The organism is Microbacterium aurantiacum (assembly GCF_021654035.1).
In the GTDB taxonomy this organism is placed as follows: domain Bacteria; phylum Actinomycetota; class Actinomycetes; order Actinomycetales; family Microbacteriaceae; genus Microbacterium; species Microbacterium aurantiacum.
Genome location: NZ_JAJPDW010000007.1, coordinates 64,724 through 89,548 on the forward strand (window position 1 = coordinate 64,724; position 24,825 = coordinate 89,548).

24 protein-coding genes are annotated in these 24,825 nt (G+C 70.1%); 5 read left to right on the top strand and 19 right to left on the bottom strand.

Annotation, left to right across the window (positions count from 1 at the left end; all coding sequences use genetic code 11):
* Positions 1-7 precede the first annotated feature (7 nt).
* From LTL01_RS13300 to LTL01_RS13340, 9 genes are all read right to left on the bottom strand, one after another.
* Positions 8-580 (bottom strand): shikimate kinase, encoded by a 573-nt coding sequence (locus LTL01_RS13300; protein ID WP_236968908.1) that lies wholly within the window; start codon positions 578-580, stop codon positions 8-10.
* Positions 567-1,793 carry a chorismate synthase gene (gene aroC / locus LTL01_RS13305; RefSeq protein ID WP_053547425.1) on the bottom strand — a complete coding sequence of 409 codons (1,227 nt, stop codon included), beginning with the start codon at positions 1,791-1,793 and terminating at the stop codon, positions 567-569. Before aroC ends, LTL01_RS13300 begins: the two co-directional genes overlap by 14 nt.
* Positions 1,794-1,797: 4 nt before the next feature.
* Positions 1,798-2,697, bottom strand: a complete 900-nt coding sequence (locus tag LTL01_RS13310; protein ID WP_308195190.1) for a shikimate dehydrogenase — start codon at positions 2,695-2,697, stop codon at positions 1,798-1,800.
* Positions 2,667-4,253 (bottom strand): endolytic transglycosylase MltG, encoded by a 1,587-nt coding sequence (gene mltG, locus LTL01_RS13315; protein ID WP_236968909.1) that lies wholly within the window; start codon positions 4,251-4,253, stop codon positions 2,667-2,669. The genes LTL01_RS13310 and mltG overlap by 31 nt, the downstream gene beginning before the upstream one ends.
* Complete coding sequence (gene ruvX, locus LTL01_RS13320; protein ID WP_236968910.1) at positions 4,253-4,720, bottom strand: Holliday junction resolvase RuvX; 468 nt, start codon at positions 4,718-4,720, stop codon at positions 4,253-4,255. The genes mltG and ruvX overlap by 1 nt, the downstream gene beginning before the upstream one ends.
* Positions 4,717-7,374 carry an alanine--tRNA ligase gene (gene alaS / locus LTL01_RS13325; protein ID WP_236968911.1) on the bottom strand — a complete coding sequence of 886 codons (2,658 nt, stop codon included), beginning with the start codon at positions 7,372-7,374 and terminating at the stop codon, positions 4,717-4,719. The genes ruvX and alaS overlap by 4 nt, the downstream gene beginning before the upstream one ends.
* Before the next feature lie 54 nt (positions 7,375-7,428).
* The gene (locus tag LTL01_RS13330) at positions 7,429-7,659 is read right to left on the bottom strand and encodes an ATPase (RefSeq protein WP_053547422.1); all 231 of its coding nucleotides are present in this window, start codon (positions 7,657-7,659) and stop codon (positions 7,429-7,431) included.
* Between the two features lie 111 nt (positions 7,660-7,770).
* Positions 7,771-8,400 (bottom strand): 30S ribosomal protein S4, encoded by a 630-nt coding sequence (rpsD, locus tag LTL01_RS13335; RefSeq protein ID WP_053547503.1) that lies wholly within the window; start codon positions 8,398-8,400, stop codon positions 7,771-7,773.
* 185 nt (positions 8,401-8,585) lie between these two features.
* Positions 8,586-9,935, bottom strand: a complete 1,350-nt coding sequence (locus tag LTL01_RS13340; RefSeq protein WP_236968912.1) for a replication-associated recombination protein A — start codon at positions 9,933-9,935, stop codon at positions 8,586-8,588.
* 114 nt (positions 9,936-10,049) lie between these two features.
* On the opposite strand from LTL01_RS13340, the gene LTL01_RS13345 reads away from it, so the two are divergent.
* From LTL01_RS13345 to LTL01_RS13355, 3 genes are all read left to right on the top strand, one after another.
* Positions 10,050-10,364, top strand: coding sequence for a dioxygenase (locus LTL01_RS13345; protein WP_236968913.1), 315 nt, complete (start codon positions 10,050-10,052; stop codon positions 10,362-10,364).
* A gap of 89 nt (positions 10,365-10,453) precedes the next feature.
* A complete protein-coding gene (locus tag LTL01_RS13350; RefSeq protein WP_236968914.1) occupies positions 10,454-11,728 on the top strand; it encodes a DUF349 domain-containing protein in 1,275 nt (424 codons plus the stop codon).
* A 78-nt stretch (positions 11,729-11,806) separates the two neighbouring features.
* On the top strand, positions 11,807-12,358 hold the full coding sequence (locus LTL01_RS13355) for a type IV toxin-antitoxin system AbiEi family antitoxin (RefSeq protein ID WP_236968915.1): 552 nt from the start codon (positions 11,807-11,809) through the stop codon (positions 12,356-12,358).
* Here LTL01_RS13355 and LTL01_RS13360 read toward each other — a convergent pair.
* The 10 genes from LTL01_RS13360 to pdxS all read right to left on the bottom strand — a co-directional run bounded on the left by LTL01_RS13360 (position 12,337) and on the right by pdxS (position 22,506).
* Complete coding sequence (locus tag LTL01_RS13360; RefSeq protein WP_053547418.1) at positions 12,337-14,586, bottom strand: RelA/SpoT family protein; 2,250 nt, start codon at positions 14,584-14,586, stop codon at positions 12,337-12,339. The genes LTL01_RS13355 and LTL01_RS13360 overlap by 22 nt on opposite strands.
* A gap of 61 nt (positions 14,587-14,647) precedes the next feature.
* Positions 14,648-15,637 carry a protein translocase subunit SecF gene (gene secF, locus LTL01_RS13365; RefSeq protein WP_053547417.1) on the bottom strand — a complete coding sequence of 330 codons (990 nt, stop codon included), beginning with the start codon at positions 15,635-15,637 and terminating at the stop codon, positions 14,648-14,650.
* The gene (secD, locus tag LTL01_RS13370; RefSeq protein ID WP_236968916.1) at positions 15,637-17,367 is read right to left on the bottom strand and encodes a protein translocase subunit SecD; all 1,731 of its coding nucleotides are present in this window, start codon (positions 17,365-17,367) and stop codon (positions 15,637-15,639) included. The genes secF and secD overlap by 1 nt, the downstream gene beginning before the upstream one ends.
* Positions 17,368-17,405: 38 nt before the next feature.
* Positions 17,406-17,855 (bottom strand): preprotein translocase subunit YajC, encoded by a 450-nt coding sequence (locus LTL01_RS13375; RefSeq protein WP_053547415.1) that lies wholly within the window; start codon positions 17,853-17,855, stop codon positions 17,406-17,408.
* A gap of 74 nt (positions 17,856-17,929) precedes the next feature.
* Entirely contained in the window at positions 17,930-18,958 is a 1,029-nt protein-coding gene (gene ruvB, locus LTL01_RS13380; RefSeq protein WP_053547414.1) for a Holliday junction branch migration DNA helicase RuvB, read from the bottom strand.
* The gene (gene ruvA / locus LTL01_RS13385) at positions 18,951-19,577 is read right to left on the bottom strand and encodes a Holliday junction branch migration protein RuvA (protein ID WP_236968917.1); all 627 of its coding nucleotides are present in this window, start codon (positions 19,575-19,577) and stop codon (positions 18,951-18,953) included. The genes ruvB and ruvA overlap by 8 nt, the downstream gene beginning before the upstream one ends.
* A 44-nt stretch (positions 19,578-19,621) precedes the next feature.
* The gene (gene ruvC, locus LTL01_RS13390; protein ID WP_236968918.1) at positions 19,622-20,185 is read right to left on the bottom strand and encodes a crossover junction endodeoxyribonuclease RuvC; all 564 of its coding nucleotides are present in this window, start codon (positions 20,183-20,185) and stop codon (positions 19,622-19,624) included.
* A gap of 58 nt (positions 20,186-20,243) precedes the next feature.
* Positions 20,244-21,002 carry a YebC/PmpR family DNA-binding transcriptional regulator gene (locus tag LTL01_RS13395; protein ID WP_053547411.1) on the bottom strand — a complete coding sequence of 253 codons (759 nt, stop codon included), beginning with the start codon at positions 21,000-21,002 and terminating at the stop codon, positions 20,244-20,246.
* Between the two features lie 23 nt (positions 21,003-21,025).
* Complete coding sequence (pdxT, locus tag LTL01_RS13400) at positions 21,026-21,622, bottom strand: pyridoxal 5'-phosphate synthase glutaminase subunit PdxT (RefSeq protein WP_236968931.1); 597 nt, start codon at positions 21,620-21,622, stop codon at positions 21,026-21,028.
* Positions 21,616-22,506 (bottom strand): pyridoxal 5'-phosphate synthase lyase subunit PdxS, encoded by an 891-nt coding sequence (pdxS, locus tag LTL01_RS13405; protein ID WP_236968919.1) that lies wholly within the window; start codon positions 22,504-22,506, stop codon positions 21,616-21,618. The genes pdxT and pdxS overlap by 7 nt, the downstream gene beginning before the upstream one ends.
* Before the next feature lie 98 nt (positions 22,507-22,604).
* On the opposite strand from pdxS, the gene LTL01_RS13410 reads away from it, so the two are divergent.
* Positions 22,605-23,960: an aminotransferase class I/II-fold pyridoxal phosphate-dependent enzyme gene (locus LTL01_RS13410; RefSeq protein ID WP_236968920.1), complete on the top strand. Its 1,356-nt coding sequence runs from the start codon at positions 22,605-22,607 to the stop codon at positions 23,958-23,960.
* Positions 23,961-23,967: 7 nt separating this feature from the next.
* Positions 23,968-24,819 carry a pyridoxal kinase PdxY gene (pdxY, locus tag LTL01_RS13415; RefSeq protein ID WP_236968921.1) on the top strand — a complete coding sequence of 284 codons (852 nt, stop codon included), beginning with the start codon at positions 23,968-23,970 and terminating at the stop codon, positions 24,817-24,819.
* Positions 24,820-24,825: the final 6 nt, after the last annotated feature.

Below are 24,825 nucleotides of genomic sequence, written 5' to 3' on the forward strand. Positions count from 1 at the left end.
GACTCGGTCACGAGGACTCCTTGGAAGAGCGGGACGACACGGCGGTCGTCGGGGAGGTCGAGGGGGCGTCGGTGCCGCGTACCCAGGCGGTGACGGCATCCACCACCCGTGAGAGGGGGCCGCGCGAGGTGTCGAAGGTCACGTCGGCGACGCTGTCGTACAGCGGGCGCCTCTCGGTCCAGATCCGGTGCCAGCGCTCCAGAGCGTCGTCGCCGGCGAGAAGCGGGCGATCGTCGCCGTGCAGGCGTCCGGCCACCGTCTGCGGGCTCACGGTGAGGAGGACCACGCGATGGGTCTCGAGGAGGGACCGGGTGCGCGCGTCGAGGATCGCGCCGCCCCCGAGGGCGACGACACCACCCGCGCGGAGCGCCTCGGCCACGGCGTGATGTTCGAGCTCGCGGAAGCGCGCTTCGCCGTGCTCCACGAAGATCTGCGGGATCGGTCCGTGGTCCCGCACCACGATCTTGTCGGTGTCGCTGAAGCCCACGCCGAGGTCGCGCGCGACACGACGCCCGATGCTGGTCTTGCCGGCTCCCATCGGACCGACGAGGACGATCGCCCCGGACTCAGGAGAGGTCATGCGTGGCGAGGACCGCGTCGACGTCCGCGCTCGAGCGGAGCGTCTCCGGGATCGCGGCGAGGTAGGCCTCGAGGTTGCGACGCGTCTCGCCGATGCTGTCGCCGCCGAACTTCTCCAGCACCACGTCGGCCAGGACGATGGCGACCATGGCCTCCGCCACGACGCCGGCGGCCGGGACGGCGCAGACGTCCGAGCGCTGGTGGTGCGCGGCCGCGGTCTCGCCGGTGGCGACGTCGACGGTGCGGAGGGCCCTCGGGATCGTCGCGATGGGCTTCATGCCCGCTCGGACGCGCAGCGGGGTGCCGGTCGACATCCCGCCTTCGGTGCCGCCCGCCTTGTCCGTGGCGCGGGTGATGCCCTGCGCCGCGGCGAAGAGCTCGTCGTGCGCGTCGGATCCCCGACGCGTGGTGGTGAGGAAGCCGTCGCCGACTTCGACGCCCTTGATGGCCTGGATGCTCATGAGGGCGTGCGCGAGCTTGGCGTCGAGGCGACGGTCCCAGTGGACGTGGGATCCGAGCCCCGGCGGCAGACCGTAGGCGAGCACCTCGACGATGCCGCCGAGGGTGTCGCCGTCCTTGCGTGCGGCATCCACCTCTGCGACCATGCGCGCGCTCGTCTCGGGATCGAAGCACCGCAACGGATCCGCGTCGAGACCGTCCACGTCGTCCGGCGTCGGGACCGCCCGCCCCTCGGGGACACGGACCGGACCGATCGAGAGCGTATGGCTGACCAGACGGATGCCGAGCTCGCCGAGGAAGGCCCGGGCGACGGCACCGAGCGCGACCCGGGCGGCGGTCTCGCGGGCGCTGGCGCGCTCGAGGATCGGGCGCGCCTCGTCGAAGTCGTACTTCTGCATCCCGACGAGGTCGGCGTGGCCGGGACGCGGACGGGTGAGGGCCGCCCCGCGTCCGCGCGAGCGTTCGGTGAGCTCGGTGGGCTCCGCGCTCATCACCTCGACCCATTTGGGCCACTCGGTGTTCCCGATGCGCAGGGCGACGGGGCTCCCGAGGGTGCGTCCCTGGACGACCCCCGACGAGATGGACAGATCGTCCTCCTCGAACTTCATCCGTGAGCCGCGACCGTAGCCGAGCTTGCGGCGCGCGAGATCCGCTTGGATCGCGGCACGCGAAACGGGGATGCCGGAGGGGAGGCCCTCCATGATGGCGACGAGTTCGGGGCCGTGCGATTCGCCGGCCGTGAGCACGCGGAGCATTGGTCTAGTCTCCCACGTCGTCCGGGTCGGATGACGCCGCGAGCGGACCTTCGGCGGCGGAGCGCATCGCCGACAGCACCGCCGCCTCCTCCGGAAGGGGTGTCTCAGCCTCACCGGAGGTGAAGATGCGCACCTGCCGGACGGCCTGGTGCAGCAGCATCCCGAGGCCGGACAGTGCGGTTGCCCCCTCGTTCTGCCAGTGACCCGCCAGAGGCGTGGGCCAGTGGCCGTAGACGACGTCGAGGAGGAGGCCCCCGTTCCGCGCCAGCCGGATGCCGTCGGCCTCGGGCACCGCGGCATCGCCCGGGAGGGTGGCGACCGTCACCGGCACCGGCGTCCGCGCGGCGGCGGCGAACGGAACCCCGACCACGCGGGCGCCGAGCGCTTCGCCCAGGACGGTGAGCGGCTCGAAGGCTTCGGGGCGCCGCGCGACGATCTCGATCGTGCCGGCACCCATCTCCGCCAGCGCGACCAGCGCGGAGGTCGCGGTGGCGCCGGCGCCGATGATGCGCGCGGTGGTCACCGCGTCGATGCCGGACTCGGCGAGAGCGGCGACGATGCCACCGACGTCGGTGTTGAATCCGCGCGGTCCTCCGGCATCCAGAAGCAGGGTGTTCACCGCACCGGTGAGCTGTGCGTGCCGATCGTGTGTCACGGCGGTGCGGTGCGCGACCGACTTGAGCGGCATCGTCAGCGACAGCCCGCGCCATCTCGCGTCGAGCCCCGCGAGGGCGTCCGCGAACCCTGCCGCGTCCACCCGGCGGCGCGAGTAGCGCCAGTCGAGACCGAGTACCCGATAGGCCGCGGCGTGCAACTGGGGCGACCGACTGTGGGCGATCGGATCGCCCCAGACCGCCAGCCGGTCTCCGGTGATCAGCACCCCGAGTCCGGGTTGTCGCGGCACCAGGCCTGCCACTGCGCCACGGCGGCGTTGTGGTCGGCGAGGTTGTTCGTGAACACCGTCTCGCCCGAGTCGAGGTTCACGGTGACGAAGTACAGCCAGTCGCCGTCGGCGGGGTTCAGGGCCGCGGCGATCGCGACGTCCCCGGGGTTGGCGATCGGTCCGACGGGCAGACCCGTCCGCACGTAGGTGTTCCACGGGTTGTCGTCGAACTGCGCCTCGGCGGAGGTGCTCGCGCTTCCCGCGTGCATCTCGCCGTATCCGTACTGCGCCGTGGAGTCCATCTGCAGAAGGCCGAACGTCTCCTGGTTGGTGGGGTCCAGCCGGTTCTGGATGACGCGCGACACCTTCTGCATGTCGGCTTCGAAACGTGCTTCGCGCTGGATGATCGAGGCGATGGTCAGGATCTCCTCGCGGTCCTCCACGGGCACCCCCGCGGAGTCGAGGGACTGCACCGTGCGGTCGACCAGACGCTGGATGATCTGCGGGGCGGTCGTCCCCGGGTCGAAGGTGTAGGTGGCCGGGAAGAGCCATCCCTCGAGGGTGTCCGCCGGCACCCCGTACGCGGACGGGTCGGCGACGGCGGCCTGGAACTCCTCCAGGGGGATGCCGGTGCCGTCGGCCAGTCGCGTCAGCGACTGCTCCACGGTCAGGCCCTCCGGCAACTGAGCGGAGTCCTCCATCTTGTTCTCGGGGTTCAGTAGCGCCTCGAGTGCCGCCTCCGAGGTCATCTGGCGCTGCAGTGCGTACACCCCGGGCTGGAACGGGGGGTTCTGCGCGGTGGCGATGAGGTAGTCGTAGAAGGCTCCCGGGGTCTTGGTGACACCCGCTTCGAAGAGCGACTGGGAGATCGGTCCTCCGCTGTCACCGCTGGCGATCGTCACGAACGCCTCGCCGTTGGCCATGCCGGGCTCGAAGTCCTTCGGCTCCTCCCACCCCATGACAGCGCGGATCTGGCTCTCGTAGGTGTTCCACACCCACAGACCGCCCGCGGCGACACCTCCGACGACGACGAGCACGAGGGCGAGGGCGATCCACATCCCGACCCGTCGACGTCGACGCGGAGCACGGGGCGGGGAACCCATCTCGTCGCCCGAATGCTCCCTCGCGAAGAGGTCTTCCAACGTGGCGGTGCTCGTGGAGCTGCGCGCCGCTCGGGCGGGCTGCTCCGCGGCGGCCGGGGAGGATGACGCCGTCGCGGCGGACCCTCGACTCGGCGTCACCGGCGCCGGGGGACGAGTGATCGCGGGCGTCGACGCGGACTCCCCGGGGCTCGCCGTCCGCTTCGGCTCATCGGCGCGGATCGCAGACTCGGCACCCGCATCCGGCGTCCTGCGAGCCTGGCGCCGCGTGAGCGGAGGATCAGCGGATGCCGGGGTCTGTCCGGTCGGGGTCTGTCCGGTCGGGCTCGGCACGGGGTCCGATCCGCGCGCATCGGCGCGGCGCTCCGCGGGGGCGTCTCGCCCCGCAGCGGGGCCGGCACCGTCGCCGGTGGACCGGGTCCGCGGGTCGGGCAACTTGCCGAACAGGTCCGCGAACGGATCGGTGTCGTGGGGCATCAGGGAGACTCCTGGGGGACGGGTGTGCCAGGTGGGCGCCCCGTGCTCTTCTCCACATCGAGTGCATGCTGCAGGAGCACGACCGCGGCGACCTGATCCACAATGCTACGAGACGAACGCTGGCTCTTGCCTGCATTGCGCAGAACGGCGTGCGCGCTCACCGTCGACAGACGCTCGTCGACGAGGCGGACAGGACGGGCGGCACGAGCGGCGAGCTCCGCCGCGAAGCCTCGCGCGTCGGTCGTGGACGCGGTGTCCTCACCGCGCAGATTGGTGGGGAGGCCCACCCAGATCTCCGTTGCGGAGTACTCCTCCGCGAGGGCGGTGATGCGTGCCACCGCGGCGTCGTCGCGCGGCACGGTCTCGATGGGGGTGGCGAGCAGTCCGTCGGGGTCGCAGCGCGCGACACCGACGCGGGCGCGGCCGACGTCGATGCCGAGCCGCACGCCTCGGCGGAAACCGCTCACGCGCTCAGGGCCTCCGCCACGGCGGTCAGCGCCGCCGGCAGAGCAGCGGCATCCGTTCCTCCGCCCTGGGCGACGTCGTCGCGTCCGCCACCGCCGCCGCCGAGGACGCCGGCGGCGATTTTCACGAGAGCACCCGCCTTGGCGCCCGTCGCCCGTGCGGCGTCGTTCGTCGCCGCGATGACCACGGGGCGTCCACCCACCTCCGCGCCGAGCACGACGACGGCGGCGTCGCTGCCGAGACGGTCGCGCACCTGCAGCGCGAGGGTCCGGACGTCGTCGGCGGAGGAGGCCGCACCGAGCGACTCGGCGACGACCGTGACCGCGCCGACGCGACGCGCGGCGGCCTGCAACGCGGGCGCCCGCTCCCCCAGCGACTTCGCCTCGAGGGCCGCGATGCGCTTCTCGGCGGCCTTCAGATTCGCCGTCAGCTCGGCGATGCGTCCCGGAAGCTGCTCCCGCGGCGTCTTCAGCGTCGAGGACAGCTGCGACACCAGGGCGCGCTCCGCCGCGAGCGAGCGGAACGCGTCGAGACCGACCAGGGCTTCGACGCGACGGTTCGACGCGCCCACCGAGGACTCGCCGATCAGGTTGATCAGCCCCACCTCGGAGCTGCGGGACACGTGCGTACCGGCGCACAGCTCACGCGACCAGGGTCCGCCGATGTCGACCATGCGGACGCTGTCCCCGTACTTCTCACCGAACAGGGCCATCGCGCCCAGTGCCTTCGCCTCGTCGAGCGGGAGGACCCGGGTCTGCACCTCGAGGTTGTCACGCACGGCGTTGTTGGCGATCTCCTCGATCTCGGTCCGTGTCGCCTCCGACAGCGCCTGGCTCCAGGAGAAGTCGAATCGCATGTAGCCGGCGCGGTTGAGCGAACCCGCCTGCGTGGCGGTCTTGCCCAGCGTGTCGCGCAGCGCCGCGTGGACGAGGTGCGTGGCCGAATGCGCCTGGCGTGCGGCGCGACGGTTGGCCGCGTCCACCACCGACGTCGCGGGCTGGCCCACGCCGACCTCGCCGGAGAGCACCTCGACGGTGTGACTGGTGAGTCCGGGGACCGGCCGCTGGACGTCGAGCACCTCGAGCTCGTAACCGGGCCCGACGATGACGCCCTTGTCGGCGACCTGACCGCCCGACTCGGCGTACAGCGCCGTCTCGGCGAGCACCACCTCCGCGATCTGCCCGACCGTCGCGCGGTCGGCGGGGTGGCCGTCCACGAGGATGCCGAGCACCCTCGATTCGGTCTCCAGGTCCGAGTAGCCGGTGAACACCGTCTCGCCCTGCGCGCGCAGGGCGCGGTAGACGCTCGTGTCGGCGAGCTGCTTCTTCCGAGAGCGCGCGTCGGCCTTCGCTCGGTCGCGCTGCTCGGCCATCAGCCTGTCGAACGCCGCGCGGTCGACCGTCAGACCGGCCTCCTCGGCGATCTCGAGCGTGAGGTCGATCGGGAATCCGTAGGTGTCGTGCAGCAGGAAGGCTTCCGATCCGGCCACCGAGGATCGACCGGCCGCCTTGGACGCGGCGAGCGACTCGTCGAGGATCGCCGATCCGGACGCCAGCGTGCGCAGGAACGTCGCCTCCTCCGCGAGGGCGTACTGGGAGATGCGCGCCCAGTCCGTCTCGACCTCGGGATAGGCATCCTTCATCGCATCGCGGGATGCGGCGAAGAGCTCGGCGAAGGTGGGCCCGTCCACGCCGAGAAGGCGCATCGAGCGGATCGCGCGCCGCATCAGGCGGCGCAGGATGTACCCGCGTCCGTCGTTGGAGGGGGTGACGCCGTCGGCGAGCAGCATGAGCGAGGAACGCACGTGGTCGGCCACGACGCGGAAGCGCACGTCGTCCTCATGGACGGCACCGTAGGTGCGACCCGACAGCTCGACCGCCTTGTCGAGGACCGGACGCACCTGGTCGGTCTCGTACATGTTGTCCACGCCCTGCTTGATGAACGCGACGCGCTCCAGCCCCATGCCGGTGTCGATGTTCTTCGCGGGGAGTTCACCGACGATGTCGAAGTCGTACTTCGACCGGACGTTGGTGATCTCGTACTGCATGAACACGAGGTTCCAGATCTCCACGTATCGGTCGTCGTCCGTGGCCGGACCCCCGTCGACGCCGTACGCGGGACCGCGGTCGAAGAAGATCTCCGAGCAGGGGCCCGCGGGGCCGGGGAGACCCGTCGACCAGTAGTTGGTGTCCTTGCCCAGGCGCTGGATGCGCTCCCCGGGGAGGTCGGTGAGCCGCAGCCACAGATCGTGCGCCTCGTCGTCCTCCTCGTAGACCGTCACCCACAGATCGGCCGGGTCGAAGGCGAGGCCGCCCTCCTCCTCGGGCGAGGTCAGCAGGCCCCACGCGAAGCGGATCGCCCCCTCCTTGAAGTAGTCGCCGAACGACCAGTTGCCGAGCATCTGGAAGAACGTCCCGTGACGCGGGGTCTTGCCGACCTCCTCGATGTCGAGGGTCCGGATGCACTTCTGGTTGTCTGCGGCGCGCTTGTAGGGCGCGGGCACGTCACCCGACAGATACGGGATGAACGGGACCATCCCGGCGACGGTGAACAGCAGCGCCGGATCATCGGTGACCAGGGAAGCCGACGGAACGATCACGTGATCGTTCTTGCGGAAGTAGTCGAGGTAGCGCTGGGCGATCTCGGCGGTCTTCATGTGGGGTCCTTGCAGCACGGGCACACGCGTCCCCCGAAAGGGCACGGATGCGGTTCAGTCGGTGAGCTTTTCGGCGGCCTTGCCCGCCGCGGTGACGGCGTCGTCCACGGCGCCGGCGAAACGGGCTTCCTGCTCGCGGTATGCGTCGCCGATGCGTTCGGTGAACTCGGAGATCCTCGCATCGACCTCGGCGAGCATCTCGTGCCCGCGCGGGTCCTTGTTGACCAGATGCGCGAGGACGAACCCGCTCGCGATACCGAACACGAACCAGAAGACGTTCTTCATGTCACCACTTCCTCGCAGCCCCCATCCGCCGGGCCGCGGCATCCCCATCGTAGGCGGAAACAGCGGAGGGCGCCGGGTTTCCCCGACGCCCTCCGGCCTGTTGACGGTGCGTCAGCGGGCCGCGTAGTACTCGACGACCAGCTGGACGTCGCAGACCACGGGAACCTCGGCGCGCTTCGGGCGACGCACGAGACGCGCCTGCAGCTTGTCGAGCTCGACCTCGATGTAGCCCGGAACGGGGGGCAGCACCTCGGCGTGCCCACCGGCGGCGGCGACCTGGAAGGGCTCGGTGCCCTCGCTCTTCGCCTTCACGTGGATGAGCTGACCCGGCTTCACGCGGAACGACGGGCGGTCCACGAGCTCGCCGTCGACGAGGATGTGGCGGTGCACGACGAGCTGGCGGGCCTGCGCGGTGGTGCGGGCGAAGCCGGCACGCAGGACGAGCGCGTCCAGACGCATCTCGAGCAGCTCGACGAGGTTCTCACCCGTCAGGCCGTCCTTGCGACGGGCCTCGTTGAAGGTGTTGCGCATCTGCTTCTCGCGGATGCCGTACTGCTCGCGCAGACGCTGCTTCTCACGCAGACGGACGGCGTAGTCGCTGTCGGCCTTGCGCTTGGTGCGACCGTGCTCACCCGGAGCGTAGGGACGCTTCTCGAGGTAGCGGGCGGCCTTCGGGGTGAGGGCCACGCCGAGGGCGCGGGACAGACGGACCTTGCGGCGGTCCTGGGACTTCGTAGCCACGAAGACTTCCTTCCGATACGCGGCCGTGCGAGTCACGGCCTGCGGGCGTATCCCCCCTCGTCGCCCGTCTGGACTGCACGCCGGAGCACGCCAGAAGGTCGGTGTCAGAAGAGGGGGATGCCCGAAAACTCGGTTTCGAGCCGTCCCATGCTACCAGAGCCGCCTCCGCCGCCCCGGCGGAGCACTCAGTCCCCGTCGACGATGCGACGGATCTTCTCCAAGCGCGCGCCGATGTCGCGCTCCTGGCCACGCGGTGTCGGGTCGTAGTAGCGACGGCCGCGAAGCTCGTCGGGAAGATACTGCTGCGCGACGACGCCCACATCGCTGTCGTGCGGGTAGCGATAGCCCTTGCCGTGGCCGAGCCTCTTGGCACCGGGATAGTGCGCGTCTCGGAGGTGCAGCGGCACCCGGCCGAATCCCCCGGCGCGGACGTCGGCGATCGCGCGGTCGATCGCGAGGTACGCGGCGTTCGACTTCGCCGTGGTGGCGAGGTACGCGGTCGCCTCGGCGAGGGGGATCCGCCCTTCCGGCATTCCGATGAACTGCACCGCATCGGCGGCGGCGACGGCGATCACGAGCCCCTGAGGGTCGGCGAGTCCGATGTCCTCCGAGGCGGAGATGATCAGACGGCGGGCGATGAAGCGCGGGTCCTCCCCCGCCTCGATCATCCGGGCGAGGTAGTGGAGCGCCGCGTCGGGATCGGACCCCCGGATCGACTTGATGAAGGCGCTGATGACGTCGTAGTGCTCATCGCCCTGGCGGTCGTAGCGCAGCAGGGCACGATCGACCGCCTGCGCGACGTGGTCGGCCGTGATCTCCGGGCGCCTATCCGCGTCATGCTCGCCGTCCTCGTCGTCCGGGGCCTCCGCGAGGGATGCCGCCGCCTCGAGTGCCGTCAGGGCGCGGCGGGCATCGCCGGAGGCCAGTCGCACGAGGGCCTCCCGCGCCTCGGCGAGCAGCGTCACGGCGGCGTCGAGGCCCCGGGGATCCTCGACGGCGCGGTCCAGGAGCGACCCGAGCTGATCGTCGGTGAGGGGACGCAGGGTGAGCAGGAGCGAGCGCGACAGCAGGGGGGAGATGACGGAGAACGACGGGTTCTCGGTCGTGGCGGCGATGAGCACCACCCACCCGTTCTCGACCCCCGGAAGCAGGGCATCCTGCTGCGCTTTCGTGAATCGGTGGATCTCGTCGAGGAAAAGGATCGTCGACTGGCCGTACAGGTCGCGCTGCGTGACGGCCTCCTGCATGACTTCACGCACGTCCTTCACACCGGCCGTGACGGCCGACAACTCCACGAACCGTCGGCCGGAGGATCGCGCGATGGCCTGCGCCATGGTCGTCTTGCCGGTTCCGGGCGGCCCCCAAAGGATCACCGAGGACGCCGTCCGCCCGGTCGTCCCGGCGTCGGCGAGCGTGACGAGAGGAGACCCAGGCCGGAGAAGGTGCTCCTGACCCGCCACTTCGTCCAGCGACGCGGGGCGCATGCGCACCGCCAGCGGCGTCTGCCCCTGGAAGAGCGCGGCGGAGGTACTCACCCGCCCAGGCTAATCGCCGGCACCGACACCGCCGCCCAGGTTTGGGTGCTCCCCCGCCCGCGCCGTAGGATCGGGCCGATCGAGCAGGCCCGCGCTCGTCGTAGAGGAGAACCGGTGGCCCAGGCGAAGGACCGACAGGCGCGAGAGCGCGCGCGGCTGTATCAGGCGCGAACGGAGTTCCACCGTTCCCAGGGCGCCCGGCGTCGCCGCGACAACCTCATCGGCGTCGTCGTGGGAGGCCTGCTGATCCTCGCCGCCGTCGGCGTGCAGACGGTGTACTTCACCGCGGGGCCGGGTGCTCCCGCGCCGATCGAGACTCCCGCACCCGTGGAGTCCCCCGCGCCGACGCAGACCCCGGAACCCTCGGACGAGACCACACCGGCACCTTCGGAGGATGCTCCGGCGCCGACGGCCGCACCCACCGAGTGAGTCGGCCTCCGGCCGGGCGGACCCGCGTACTAGGCTGAGGAGCCGTTCATTCCCCCACAGGCGGAGAGATCCGCGATGAGGTGCATCCCGTGACTGCCGAAGCAGAATCCCGATCCGAAACCGCCAACGACGCCGCGTCGACCGAGCCCTGGGGACGCGTCGACGACGACGGCACCGTGTCGGTCCGTGAAGCCGCGGGATGGCGCGTGGTCGGCCAGTATCCCGACGGCTCGACCGACGAGGCGCTCGCCTACTTCGAGCGCAAGTACGCCGACCTCGCTTCCGAGGTGACGTTGCTGGAGGTCCGGCACCGCCGGGGCGGCGCGTCCGCCTCCGACCTGCGTTCCGCGGCCAAGACCGTCGCCGGCAAGCTGGACGGGGCGGCCGCCGTCGGCGACCTCGCGTCGCTCGAGGCGCGCGTGGCCGCGCTCGTCGAGGCGCTGGCCGCGGCATCCGAGACCGAAGCCGCCGCCGCGCGCGAAGCGGTCGACGAGGCCGTGCGCGAGCGCACCGCGGTCGTCGAGGCTGCCGAAGCACTCGCGGCCCGCGACCCGCGCACCGTGCAGTGGAAGCAGGCGTCCGCCGAGATGACGGCGCTGTTCGATCAGTGGCAGTCCCAGCAGCAGAACGGCCCCCGCCTGCCGAAGGCGACCGCTCAGCAGCTCTGGAAGCGCTTCCGCGATGCCCGTGCGAGCGTCGACAAGCACCGTCGCGAGTTCTACGCCGAGCTCGACGAGGCCCACAAGGCCGTGCGCGACCGCAAGACCCGGCTCGTCGAGCGCGCTGAAGCCCTCGCACCGCGTGGCGAGGAGGGCATCCCCGCGTACCGCGACCTCCTCGACGAGTGGAAGGGCGCCGGTCGTGCCGGCAAGAAGGCCGACGACGCCCTCTGGGCGCGCTTCAAGGCCGCCGGTGACGCCCTGTACTCGGCGCGCGGCGAGCGGGAGGCGGCCGACGCCGAGGCCTCCCGCGAGAAGATCGAGGCGAAGCGCGCGTTGCTCGTCGAGGCCGGCGCCGTGGCGGACGAGCGGGACATCGCCAAGGCCCGCCAGCTCCTCACCGGCATCCAGCGGCGCTGGGACGAGATCGGTCGCGTGTTCCCGCGGGACGTCGAGCGCGCGCTCGACGACGATCTCCGCAAGATCGAGCAGGCGCTGCGCGGTCGCGAAGAGGTCGACTGGAAGCGGAACAACCCCGAGACGAAGGCGCGGGCCAACGACATGACCCGCCAGCTCACCGACGCGATCGCCAAGCTCGAGGCGGACGTGGCCACGGCCGAGGCCTCCGGGGACAAGAAGGCCCTCGCGCGCGCGACCGAGGCCCTCGAGGCCCGGCGCGCCTGGCTCTCCGCCCTGGGCCTCTGACCCTTCACTGACCGGGAGATATCCACAGGAACGGAGCCCGCGCCGCCGCATCGTGGCGATGCAGGGCACACTTCGAGGGTGGGTTCTCGACTGCTGTACTTCGCCGGTGACCGCCTCTCGCATGCGGAGCTGACGGCGGCCTGTCTCGACGGCGACATCGTCGAGGTCGGCGAGGGCTACGCCCCGGCCGACACCGTGGAAACTGTAGCGCTGCGGGCGGCATCCCTCCGCCCGCTGCTCGGCGACGATCTGGCCGCGACCCATCTGTCCGCCGCGTGGATCCACGGCGGTCTGGTCCACCCGCCGGGCCGCCACACCGTGCAACGCACGAGCCCGCGGCGGCGGCATACGCTGGTCTCACGGCGCCTGCAGTATCGCGACATCCGCGTGGATCCGGACGACCTGCTCCGCTGCGGGGGCACGCTCGTCACGTCCCGGGCCCGTACCCTCGCCGACCTCCTGCGCGAGGAGTCCCCCGTCTACGCCGACGCCGCCCGGGCGTTCGCGATCGCCGTCCCCGCCGTCCTCGAAGAGACGCGCGCGTGGCTGGAGTCCAGCACCCTCCCCCACGTCCGCCGTGCTCGGGCGGCGTTGACCGCCCTCGGCGATCAGCTCGACGTGACCCGGTAGACGTCGTAGACGGCGTCGATGCGCCGGACGGCGTTCAGCACCCGGTCGAGGTGGACGGTGTCGCCCATCTCGAAGACGAAACGACTGATGGCCAGGCGATCGTTGTTGGTGGACACCGTCGCCGACAGGATGTTCACGTGATGCTCGCTGAGCACACGCGTCACGTCGCTGAGCAGACCCGAGCGGTCCAGGGCCTCGACCTGGATCTGGACGAGGAAGAGGCTCTTCGTCGTCGGCGCCCATTCGACATCGATCAGACGCTGGGGGTCCTGCTTGAGGGACGCCACATTGGTGCAGTCCTCGCGGTGGACCGACACCCCGCTTCCGCGGGTGACGAAGCCGACGATCTCGTCGCCGGGGACCGGCGTACAGCACTTGGCGAGCTTCACCAGGATGTCGGGGGCACCCCGCACCAGAACTCCGGAGTCGCCGCTGCGAGGCTGGCGGGCGCGGCCGACCACGGGGATGTCGATCGGCCCGGTCGAGGTGTCCTGGGCGCTGACGAGCGCGGTGACCTTCTCGATCACCGACTGGGTCGACACATGTCCTTCGCCGACCGCCGCATAGAGCGCGGAGACGTCCTCGTACTTCAGCTGCTGCGCCACCTCGCCGAACGAATCCTGGCTCATCAGCCGCTGGAGGGGCAGGTTCTGTCGCCGCATCGCGCGGGCGATGGACTCCTTGCCCTGTTCGATGGCCTCTTCGCGCCGCTCCTTCGTGAACCAGCCTCGGATCTTGGAGCGGGCGCGCGTGCTCTTGACGAAGCTCAGCCAGTCCTGGCTGGGACCTGCGTCGGGGTTCTTCGACGTGAAGACCTCGACGACGTCGCCGCTCTTCAGCTCGGACTCCAGCGGCACGAGTCGGCCGTTCACCTTGGAGCCCATCGTCCGGTGCCCGACCTCGGTGTGCACCGCGTAGGCGAAGTCGACCGGTGTCGCCCCTGCGGGGAGGCCGATCACGCGACCCTTGGGCGTGAAGACGTACACCTCCTTCGCGCCGATCTCGAAGCGCAGCGAATCGAGGAACTCTCCCGGGTCGGCGGTTTCGGCCTGCCAGTCGGAGATGTGCGCGAGCCAGGCCATGTCGGTGTCCACGGCCTTCGCGTCGGGCTTCGCACCCGCCATCTGCTCTTTGTACTTCCAGTGGGCGGCGACGCCGAACTCCGCCTGCTGGTGCATCTCGTTGGTGCGGATCTGGATCTCGACCGTGCGGCCGTTCGGCCCGATGACCGTGGTGTGCAACGACTGGTAGAGGTTGAACTTCGGGGTCGCGATGTAGTCCTTGAACCGGCCCGGAAGCGGCGTCCACCGCGCGTGGATGGCCCCGAGGACCGCATAGCAGTCACGAACACTGCCGACGAGGACACGGATGCCGATCAGGTCGTAGATGTCGTCGAACTCGCGACCGCGCACGATCATCTTCTGATAGACCGAGTACAGCTGCTTGGGCCGCCCCATGACGCGTCCGCGGATCCGCAGCTCACGGAGGTCCGCGTCGACGGACTCGATGACGTTGCGGACGTACTGCTCGCGCTGGGGTGTCCGCTGAAGCACGAGACTCTCGATCTCGGCGTACAGCTTCGGGTGGAGTACCGCGAAGCTCAGGTCCTCGAGTTCGGACTTGATCGCCTGAATACCGAGCCGGTGCGCCAGGGGCGCGTAGATCTCGAGGGTCTCCGTCGCCTTCTTCCGCGCCTTCTCGGGCGGCACGAAGCCCCAGGTGCGCGCGTTGTGGAGTCGATCGGCGAGCTTGATGAGCAGGACGCGGATGTCGCGCGACATCGCGACGATCATCTTGCGGACGGTCTCGGCCTGCGCGCTCTCGCCGTACTTGACCTTGTCGAGTTTGGTGACGCCGTCGACCAGCATCGCCACCTCGTCGCCGAACTCCGCCGACAGGTCGTCGAGCCCGTAGGAGGTGTCCTCGACCGTATCGTGGAGGAGCGCCGCGGCGATCGCCCGCGGTCCGAGCCCCAGGTCGGCGAGGATCTGCGCGACCGCGAGCGGATGCGTGATGTACGGCTCGCCGCTTTGCCGCGTCTGACCACTGTGCGCCTTGTCGGCGACCGCATAGGCGCGCTCGAGGATGACGAGGTCGCCCTTGGGATGGTGCGTCCGCACCGTCCTCAGCAGCTGCTCGACATCATCCCGTCGCGCCGACCGCGAGAAGATCCGCGGCACGAGTCGTCGAAGCGACGATGTCGACGCGGGGGGAACGGTCTCTGCCAATCGACGCCCTACCCTCCGGTGAAGATCATCATCCTACGCCGCCCGCGGGCGGCGAGCCGAGTCAGGCGGGGGTGCCGGCCAGCTCGCGAGCCTCGAGCACGCGCTGGTCGCGCGCGACCAGGTTGGGCTCGCGCTCCCGGAGCAGCGAGTAGAGCGGCGCGGCGACGAACAGGGTGGAGTACGCCGCCACGATCGTTCCGACGAAGATCGCCAGCGACAGGTCTGTGAGCGTCTGCGCGCCCATCCAGATGACGCCGATGATGAGGATCGCTGCGGTCGGGAGCGCTGCGACGACCGTCGTGTTGATCGAACGCACCAGCGTCTGGTTCACCGCGAGGTTCACGGACTCCCCGAAGGTGCGACCCGATATCTCGCCGTCTTCCGTGGTGTTCTCCCTGATCTTGTCGAACACCACGGTGGTGTCGTACAGCGCGTACGACAAGATCGTCAGGAAGCCGATGACACCGGCCGGCGAAATCTCGAAGCCGAAGAGCGCGTAGATGCCGATCGTGATCACGAGGACATCGACCAGACCGATGATGGCTGCCACCGACATCTTCCACGTACGGAAGTACAGGGCGAGGATCAGGAACGTCAAGGCGAGGAAGATCGCCAACCCCCACAGCGACTGACGCGTGACGTCCGCACCCCAACTGGGACCGATGAAGGACTCGCTGATGTCGGCGACGGGGACGTCGTACGCCTCGGAGAGGGCAGCGGACACGTCGCGCGTCTCGGCATCCGTCAGCTGGTCCGTCTGAACGCGGATCGTGTCCTCACCGACCGTCGCCACGCGCGTGGTCGCGGTCGGAACCACCGACCGCACTGCCTCGTCGGCGATCAACTGGTCGGTGTCGACCACGTTGTTCACCGTGAACTGAGAGCCGCCGGTGAACTCGATGGAGAACTGGATCGGACGGAACAGCGGAACGAGCGCCGCACCGATGACGAGGATCGCCGCGATGAGGAACCACAGCCGCCGACGGCCGACGAACGGGAACGAGACCTTACCGGTGTAGAGGTCGTTGCCGAGCTGATTCATGGAGCGCATCAGCGGTCTCCCTCCTTGCCGGTGGTCGACGATGTCCGGTCCGCACCCGCGGCCTGGAGCTCCGCCTGCTTGCGTTCGGCGATCGTCTGGCGTCGCACTGCTTCACCCCGTGCACGGCCTGCACGCTTGGCCGCCCCCGCGGATCCGGCGGCGACGGGGCTGCGGAACTGGGCGCGCCCGCGGTACACCGCGCCGAGCGCGTCGGGGTCGAGTCCGGAGAGCGGATGCCCGGAGCCGAAGAACTTCGTCCTCGCGAGCAGCTGGAGCACCGGGTGGGTGAAGAGGATGAAGATGAGGATGTCGATCAGCGTGGTGAGACCTAGCGTGAAGGCGAAGCCCTTCACGCTCGCGTCGGCCAGCACGTACAGGACGACCGCGGCCAGGACGTTGATGGACTTCGAGATGTAGATCGTCCGCTTCGCCCGCGCCCAGCCGTCCTCGACGGCACTGGTGATCGACTTCCCGTCGCGCATCTCGTCTCTGATGCGTTCGAAGTAGACGATGAACGAGTCCGCAGTGAAGCCGATGGTCACGATGATGCCCGCGACGCCGGCGAGCGAGAGGCGGAAGCCCATGCGCCAGGCGAGGATCGCCAACATGACGTACGTGAGCACACCCATGACGATGAGCGACGCGACGATCACGAAGCCGAGGGCGCGGTAGACGACGACAGAGTAGATCGCGACGAGCAACAGGCCGATGAGACCGGCGATGAGACCGATCTGGAGCTGCTGGGAACCGAGGGTCGCCGAGACGGTGTTGGAGCTCTCGACGTTGAAGCTGAGCGGCAGCGCACCGTACTTGAGCTGGTCGGCGAGCACCTGCGCGCTCTCCTGGGTGAAGCTGCCGGTGATGCTCGGGTCTCCGCCGACGATGATCGCGTTCATCGAGGGCGCGGAGAGCACCGAGCCATCGAGGACGAAGGCGAACTGGTTCAGCGGCGGCGTGGCGCCGTAGAGGCGCTGGCTGATCGCGGCGAAGGTCTCGGTGCCCTCGGTGTCGAAGCGGAGGTTGACCGCCCACTGACCGTTGTTGGACTGCAGACCGAAGGTGGCGTCGTCGATCGCGGAGCCGTCGAGCTCGACGGGGCCGAGGATGTACTTCTGCGCGCCGGTCGGGTCGCAGGTGATGAGCGGCTGGTCGGCCGGAGCCTGAGCGGGGTCGTTGGCCGGGTCCGCGCAGTCGTAGGCGAGGAACTCCGCCTCAAGGGCGGGGGTGATCCAGGCGAGGTCGCTGCCGTTCGTCGGCGATGCCGTCGGAGTCGCCACCAGCGAGGGATCCGGGGTCGGATACGGCGTCTCCGTGCCGTCCTCGCCGACGAAGCTCGTCGCGGGACTGCCCGCGAACAACACGGCGCGGAGCTGGAGCTGTGCGGATGCCTCGATCCGGTCGCGCGTCTCCTGGTCGGCCTGACCGGGGATCTGAACGACGATCTGGTTGCCGGCCTGCGTGGTGACGTCCGCTTCGCTGACGCCGGAGGCGTCGACGCGCTGGCGGATGATCGTGACCGCCTGGGCCATCTGCTCCTCGGAGGGTGCGACACCGTCCTCGGTCTGCGCCTCGAGGACGATCTGCGTGCCGCCCTGGAGGTCCAGAGCAAGCTCGGGAACCCAGGAGCTCTGCTGGAAGACGTGGACACCGAGGGCATTGATGCCGAACAGCACGGCGGTGATCGCCAGCAGTCCGGTCAGCGCGCGCCAGGCATTGCGAACGGGGGTGGAAGTCGCCACGGACTCAGCTTTCTGGTGGGGACGTCCCGGAGGACGGGTCAGGCCTGGGGCTTGCCGGGCTCGGCGTCGGGGTCGATCGCCTCGTGAGCACCCGCGGCACGACGGTCGTCGCTGATCGAGGTGATCTCGCCGTCGGCGACGGCCTCGGCGTACTCCTCGTGGCTCTGCTCGGCCGCGAGGTAGTCGTCCTCGCTGACGGCGCCCTCGGTCGGGGAGACGACGCGGAGGATCGCCTGGCTGTGCACCTTGATCTCGACGCCGGGGGCGAGCTCGACGATCGCGGGCTGATCGAGGTTCTCGGGGTCGTACTCCACGATCGTGCCGTAGAGACCGCCCTGCAGGAGGACCTCGGCACCGGGCACGGTCTGGCGGGCGCGCTCCTCCTGCTCGAGCTTCTGGCGCTGCATGCGCCGGCGGGAGCTCCAGAACATGAACACCAGCAGGGCGATCAGCAGGATGAGCAGGCCGTAATTGGCGAGGAAGTCCATGAAGAAGGAGGGGCCTTTCGAGAGGGCGTGGCCGGGGCGGCACTGCCTAGGGGGTCGGCGCAAGCCTTCAGCGATTATAGGTCATCGAGTTCGAGCATCGATTCGGGGCTGCGGACGCCCAGGTGCGCATAAGCCTCCGGAGTCGCGACGCGTCCGCGAGGCGTACGCCCGAGGAACCCGATCCGCACCAGGTACGGCTCGACGACGGATTCGATCGTCTCCGCCTCTTCCCCCACGGTGACCGCGAGCGTGCTGAGACCGACGGGACCACCGCGGAACCGACGCACGACGGCGTCGAGGACCGCCCGGTCGAGCCGGTCCAGACCGATCGGATCGACGTCGTAGAGGTCGAGCGCCGCGTCGACGATGGCGTGGTCGGCGTCCGCGCCGTCACCGTGGACGATGAGGTAGTCGCGCACCCGCCGGAGGAGCCGGTTGGCGATACGGGGTGTTCCACGGGAGCGCCGCGCGATCTCGGCGCGAGCCTCCGGCGGCACCGCCACGCCGATGAGGCGTGCCGAGCGCTCGATGACGCGCTCGAGCTCCACGGGTTCGTAATACTCCAGGTGCGCGGTGAAGCCGAACCGGTCACGCAGCGGATTGGGGAGGAGTCCCGAGCGTGTGGTCGCTCCCACCAGGGTGAACGGCGCGAGGTCCAGGGGGATGCTCGTCGCCCCCGCTCCCTTGCCGACCATGATGTCGATGCGGAAGTCCTCCATCGCGAGGTAGAGCATCTCCTCCGCGGAGCGCGCCATCCGATGCACCTCGTCGATGAACAGCACCTCACCGGGGGTGAGGCTCGACAGGAGAGCGGCGAGGTCCCCCGCGTGCTGGATGGCCGGACCGCTCGACAGCCGCAGCGGCCTGTCGCTCTCGTGCGCCACGATCATCGCCAGCGTCGTCTTGCCGAGCCCCGGAGGCCCCGACAGGAGGATGTGGTCCGCCGGACGCTGCTGGATCCGCGCCGCGTCGAGAAGCAGCTGCAGCTGTCCGCGCACCTTCTGCTGTCCGACGAACTCCGCCAGCGAGGACGGCCGCAGGGCGCCTTCGATCGCGAGCTCGGACTCGTCGACAGGCTCGTCGACGTCCCTCAGATCATCCACCGACGGCCTCCTTCCGGCGGGGGCCGAGCTGCACCAGTGCCAGGCGGAGAAGCGCCGGCACCGACGCACCATCCGCCTCGGAGGCGTCGGCGAGCACCTCCTCCACGACGGGTGCCGCGGTGCGCTCGGGCCAGCCGAGTCCGACGAGGGCGGCCACGACCTGCGCGGCGACGCCCGGCGCGACCGGGGAACCGCCGCCGGACGCGCCGGAGGAGACGACGTGGTCGAGTTTGCCCGTCAGCTGGACCACGATGAGCTTGGCGGTCTTGGGGCCGATGCCCGACACGCGGCGGAACGGCGCATCGTCCTCTGCGGCCACGGCATCCGCGATCTGCCCGACGGTCAGCGAGGACAGCACTCCGAGAGCGGATTTCGGGCCGACGCCGGTGACGCCGAGGAGCTGGGTGAACACACGCAACTCTTCGCGGGTGTCGAACCCGAAGAGCGACAGCGCGTCCTCCCGGACGACCAGCGTCGTGTGAAGCATCAGCTCCGCGCCGATGTGGGCGGACCGGCCGACCGCGGGGGTCACCGCGACCGCGAGTCCCACACCGCCCACTTCTACGACGACGCCGTCATCGTCGGCGTGAGTGACGCGTCCCCGGAGTGATGAGATCATCCTCCGACCTTACGTCGTATCGCATGTTTGTTCGAGCAACACGCTCAGGAGCGCGCACGACGTTCCGCCTGCGCCCAGGCGCGCTGCGCGGGAGTCAGTGCCGCCCCTCCCCCGACCGGACCGAGGGGCCGACGCCAGGCATGGCAGAGAGCGATGGCGAGCGCATCGGCGGCATCCGCGGGGGTGGGCAGCGCGTCCAGGCGCAGAACGCGCGCGACCATCGCCTGCACCTGTCGCTTGTCGGCGGAGCCGTATCCGGTGATGGCCGCCTTCACCTCGGACGGCGTGTGGGTCGCGGCGGGGAGACCTCGCTCCCCCGCCACCAGCAGGGCGATGCCACTGGCCTGCGCGGTGCCCATGACCGTCTGGCGGTTGTGCTGTGCGAACACCCGCTCGACGGCCACGACGTCCGGAGCGTGGGCGTCGACGGCCGCCCTGATCCCGGCTGCGATCGCCGCGAGCCGCACCTCGATCGGCGCGACAGGATCCGACCGCGCGACACCCACGTGCACGAGGGTGGCCGAGCGGTCGGCACGCACGTCGACGATGCCGATCCCACAACGGGTCAGTCCGGGATCGATCCCGAGCACCCGCACCGACGACGTCACCCGTCCACGGTACGCGCGGACGTGACGGATGCCGCGACGCCGGGCCGGGGACGGGCGATCAGTCGTCCTGCTCGAGCTCGGCCTGCACGTCGGCCGTGAGGTCGAAGTTGCTGAAGACGTTCTGGACGTCGTCGCTGTCCTCGAGCGCGTCGATGAGCCGGAAGACCTTGCGTGCGGTCTCGGCGTCGATCTCCACCTTGAGGTTGGGGACGAACTCCACGTCGGCCGATTCGTACTCGATCCCGGCGTCCTGAAGGGCACTGCGGACGGTCACGAGATCGGATGCCTCGGTGATGACCTCGAATCCCTGCGCGTGCGGCTCGACCTCCTCGGCACCGGCCTCGAGGACCGCCAGCATGACGTCGTCCTCGTTGGTCTCCTCACCGGAGACGACGATGACACCCTTGCGGGAGAAGTTGTAGGCGACGCTGCCGGGATCGGCGAGTGTCCCCCCGTTGCGACTGAGGGCGGTGCGGACCTCGGCGGCGGCACGGTTCTTGTTGTCGGTCAGACACTCGATCAGCAGGGCGACGCCGTTCGGGCCGTACCCCTCGTACATGATCGAGGAGTATTCGACGGACTCGCCGCCGATCCCCGCGCCGCGCTTGATCGCGCGGTCGATGTTGTCCTTCGGCACCGATGTCTTCTTGGCCTTGAGGACCGCGTCGAACAGGGTGGGGTTGCCCTGCAGGTCGGGACCGCCGAGCTTCGCGGCGACTTCGATGTTCTTGATCAGCTTGGCCCACGACTTGGCACGGCGGGAGTCGATGACCGCCTTCTTGTGCTTGGTCGTAGCCCATTTGGAGTGTCCGGACATGCGCTCGATCCTACCGGCGAGACTCAGCGGGCGCGGAGCATGCGGAGGAAGAGCGCGTGGAAACGCGTCTCTCCGCTGACCTCGGGGTGGAACGCGGTCGCGAGGATCGCCCCCTGCCGGACGGCCACGACCCGACCGTCGGCGAGCGCGGCGAGGGGTTCGACGCCCGCGCCGCAGTCGACCACCACGGGAGCACGGATGAAGGCGGCGTGGACGGGCGGCGCCCCGAGCACCGGCACCTCCAGCGCGACCTCGAACGACTCGACCTGTCCTCCGAACGCGTTCCGGCGGACCGTCGCGTCCAGCCCGCCGAAGGTCTGCTGACCGGCGATCGGGTTCTCCAGACGATCGGCGAGGAGGATCATGCCCGCGCAAGTGCCGTAGACCGGGAGCCCCCCGGCGATCGCCTCACGGATCGGCTCCCGCATCCCGAACGCCCGCGCCAGCTTGTCGATGACGCTCGATTCGCCGCCGGGCAGGACCAGTCCGTCGATGAGGGAGAGATCTTCCGGTCGACGGACGAGTCGGACATCCGCATCCAGCTCTGCGAACACGCGCGCGTGCTCGCGCACGTCCCCCTGGAGGGCGAGGATGCCGACGCGGGGCCGGTGCGTCACCAGCCGCGCTCGGCCAGGCGGTGGGGCGCGGGGAGGTCGGAGACGTTGATGCCCACCATCGCCTCGCCGAGCCCGCGGGAGACGTCCGCGATGACCTTGGGGTCGTCGAAGAAGGTCGTCGCCTTCACGATGGCGGCGGCCCGCTCGGCGGGGTTGCCGGACTTGAAGATGCCGGAGCCGACGAACACGCCGTCCGCCCCCATCTGCATCATCATCGCGGCATCCGCGGGGGTCGCCACGCCGCCGGCGACGAAGAGGACGACGGGGAGCGCCCCGGTCTCGGCGACCTCGGCGACGAGCTCGTACGGAGCCTGGAGCTCCTTCGCGGCGACGTACAGTTCGTCCTTGGTCAGCGCGCCGAGGGCGGCGACCTCGCCTCGGATCTTGCGGATGTGCTTCATCGCCTCCGAGACGTCGCCCGTGCCGGCCTCGCCCTTCGAGCGGATCATCGCGGCGCCCTCGTTGATGCGGCGGAGCGCTTCACCGAGGTTCGTCGCGCCGCAGACGAAGGGGACGGTGTACTTCCACTTGTCGATGTGGTGGACGTAATCCGCGGGAGAGAGGACCTCGGACTCGTCGATGTAGTCGACACCGAGCTCCTGCAGCACCTGCGCCTCGACGAAGTGCCCGATGCGCGCCTTCGCCATCACGGGGATCGACACGGCCTCGATGATCCCGTCGATCATGTCGGGGTCGCTCATGCGCGACACCCCGCCCTGGGCGCGGATGTCGGCCGGCACGCGCTCGAGGGCCATGACGGCCACGGCGCCGGCGTCCTCAGCGATGCGCGCCTGCTCCGGCGTCACGACGTCCATGATGACGCCGCCCTTCAGCATCTCCGCAAGGCCCCGCTTGACGCGGGAGGAACCGGTGGTGGAGGTGGACATGGCGCTCCGTTTCGACGGGTGAGGGCAGCCTGACGTTTGGCCTAGGCCAAAAGGTAGCACGGGGCGGACGCGGGGTGGCGCGCGCATAGACTCGCAGCATGCTCCGCAACGACCGCGACGCCCTTTCGGGGATCCGGGGCGGGACGGCGAACGAGATCGCCGAGAGCCTTCGGGAGCGCATGGAGCGCGGCCTGCTCGGCGCGGGCGACGCCCTCCCCCCGGTGCGCGCCCTCGCGGAGGCCCTCGACGTCAACCGCAACACCGTCATGGCGGCGTACCGTCAGCTCGCTCAGGCCGGGCTCGTGGTCTCGCGCGGCCGCGCAGGAACGCACGTGACGGGCCCTGCGACGGTCGCGCAGGACGGGTTCGCCGCCGACACCGTTCTGCGTGATGTGGGGACGGGCAATCCGGATCCCGCGCGGATCCCGGATCCGACGTCGGCGCTCACGCGCATCGTCGGCCGGCCCGTCCTCTACGGAGAGCCCGTGATCGATCGCGACCTCGAGGCGTGGGCGGACGAGTGGATGCGCGCCGCGCTGCCCCCGGAGAAGCCGATGCGGCTCACGATCACGAGCGGCGCCTCCGACGCGATCGACCGTCTCCTGTCCACCTACCTGACGCGTGACGACGGCGTGGCGCTGGAGGACCCGTGCTTCCTGGCGAGCCTGAACACCGTGCGCCTCGGGGGGTATCGCGCCGTTCCGGTCCCCGTCGACGACGAGGGCATGACGGTGGACGGTCTGCGGGCGGCGCTCGCCGACGGCGTCCGCGCGGTGGTCTGCACGCCGCGCGCGCAGAACCCGACCGGGGCGAGCATCACGGAGCGCCGGGCGGAGCAGCTGCGGGCAGAGCTCGCCGCCCACCCGTACGTGCTCGTGATCGAGGACGATCACTTCTCCCTCCTCTCGCGGATGCCGCATGCCTCGGTCATCCCGAGCGACCACGAACGGTGGGCCCTGGTCCGGTCGGTGTCGAAGTTCCTCGGTCCCGACATGTGCCTGGCGGTGACGGCATCCGATCCCGAAACCGGGTCGCGACTGGCGCAGCGGCTCAGTCCGGGCACCACCTGGGTCAGCCACCTCCTGCAGCGCCTCACCCATGCCCTGGTGACGGACCCGGAGGTGCGGTCGGGCATCGAGGCGGCGGCGGTCCACTACGCCGAACGGAACACCGCGTTCGCCGAAGCCCTGCGGAGCGAGGGGCTGACGGTGTCGACGGGTGACGGGCTGAACCTGTGGGTGCGGCTGCCGTCGCCCGCCCGCGACGTCTGCGAACAGCTCATGCGTCGCGGCTGGCTCGCCCGCCCCGGCGACGAGTTCCTCCTGGGCGACGACGCCGCCCGCTTCCACCTGCGCCTGACGGTGCACGACCTGACCGCGACGGATGCCGCATCCCTCCTGCGCGACCTCCTCGCCGCCGTCGAGGCGACCGTGGGCACCCGGGCAGTGGGATGATCGTCCGGTGAAGATCCTCTCGATCCAGTCCGCGGTCGCCTACGGCCATGTCGGCAATTCGGCCGCCGTCTTCCCCCTTCAGCGCATCGGGGTCGAAGTGCTCCCGGTGTACACCGTCAACTTCTCCAATCACACCGGTTACGGCGCCTGGCGCGGGCCGCTCATCGCCCCGGACGATGTCGCCGCCGTCATCGAGGGCATCGGCGAGCGGGGCGTCTTCGGCGATATCGACGTCGTGCTGTCGGGATACCAGGGCGGCGAAGGGATCGCGGACGTGATCCTCGATGCCGTCGCGCGTGTGAAGGAAGCCAATCCCGCTGCGGTCTACGCGTGCGACCCGGTGATGGGCAACGCCAAGAGCGGCTGCTTCGTCGCCCCGGCGATCCCCGTACTCCTGCGCGAGAAGGTCGTCCCGGCAGCGGACATCATCACCCCGAACCAGTTCGAGCTCGGCTTCCTCACCGGCACCGAGCCCGCCGACCTCGCCTCGACCCTGGAATCCGCCGACCGCGCACGCGCGATGGGTCCGCGGACGGTGCTCGTGACGAGCGTCGAGCGACCCGACCGCCCCGAGGGGACGATCGAGATGCTCGCCGTCACCGACGACGGCGCGTGGCTCGTGCGGACCCCGCACATCCCGATGAAGGCGAACGGCTCAGGCGACGTCACCGCGGCGCTGTTCACCGCCCACCTCACCGCCACGGGGAACGCCGCCGACGCGCTCGCGCGGACCACCTCGAGTGTGTTCGATCTGCTGCAGAACACCTTCGATTCGGGCGAGCGGGAGCTGCGCCTCATCGAGTCGCAGGAGGCCTACGCCCACCCTCGGATGCAGTTCGCCGTCGAACAGGTCCGCTGAGGACTC

What these genes read in the sequence shown, in the direction of transcription:
- LTL01_RS13300 (WP_236968908.1), bottom strand. Translation starts at nt 580, where the DNA reads ATGACCTCTCCTGAGTCCGGGGCGATCGTCCTCGTCGGTCCGATGGGA.
- aroC (WP_053547425.1), bottom strand. Translation starts at nt 1,793, where the DNA reads ATGCTCCGCGTGCTCACGGCCGGCGAATCGCACGGCCCCGAACTCGTC.
- mltG (WP_236968909.1), bottom strand. Translation starts at nt 4,253, where the DNA reads ATGCCCCACGACACCGATCCGTTCGCGGACCTGTTCGGCAAGTTGCCC.
- alaS (WP_236968911.1), bottom strand. Translation starts at nt 7,374, where the DNA reads ATGAAGACCGCCGAGATCGCCCAGCGCTACCTCGACTACTTCCGCAAG.
- LTL01_RS13330 (WP_053547422.1), bottom strand. Translation starts at nt 7,659, where the DNA reads ATGAAGAACGTCTTCTGGTTCGTGTTCGGTATCGCGAGCGGGTTCGTC.
- secF (WP_053547417.1), bottom strand. Translation starts at nt 15,637, where the DNA reads ATGCGCTCCATGAATCAGCTCGGCAACGACCTCTACACCGGTAAGGTC.
- LTL01_RS13375 (WP_053547415.1), bottom strand. Translation starts at nt 17,855, where the DNA reads ATGGACTTCCTCGCCAATTACGGCCTGCTCATCCTGCTGATCGCCCTG.
- ruvA (WP_236968917.1), bottom strand. Translation starts at nt 19,577, where the DNA reads ATGATCTCATCACTCCGGGGACGCGTCACTCACGCCGACGATGACGGC.
- LTL01_RS13395 (WP_053547411.1), bottom strand. Translation starts at nt 21,002, where the DNA reads ATGTCCGGACACTCCAAATGGGCTACGACCAAGCACAAGAAGGCGGTC.
- pdxS (WP_236968919.1), bottom strand. Translation starts at nt 22,506, where the DNA reads ATGTCCACCTCCACCACCGGTTCCTCCCGCGTCAAGCGGGGCCTTGCG.
- LTL01_RS13410 (WP_236968920.1), top strand. Translation starts at nt 22,605, where the DNA reads ATGCTCCGCAACGACCGCGACGCCCTTTCGGGGATCCGGGGCGGGACG.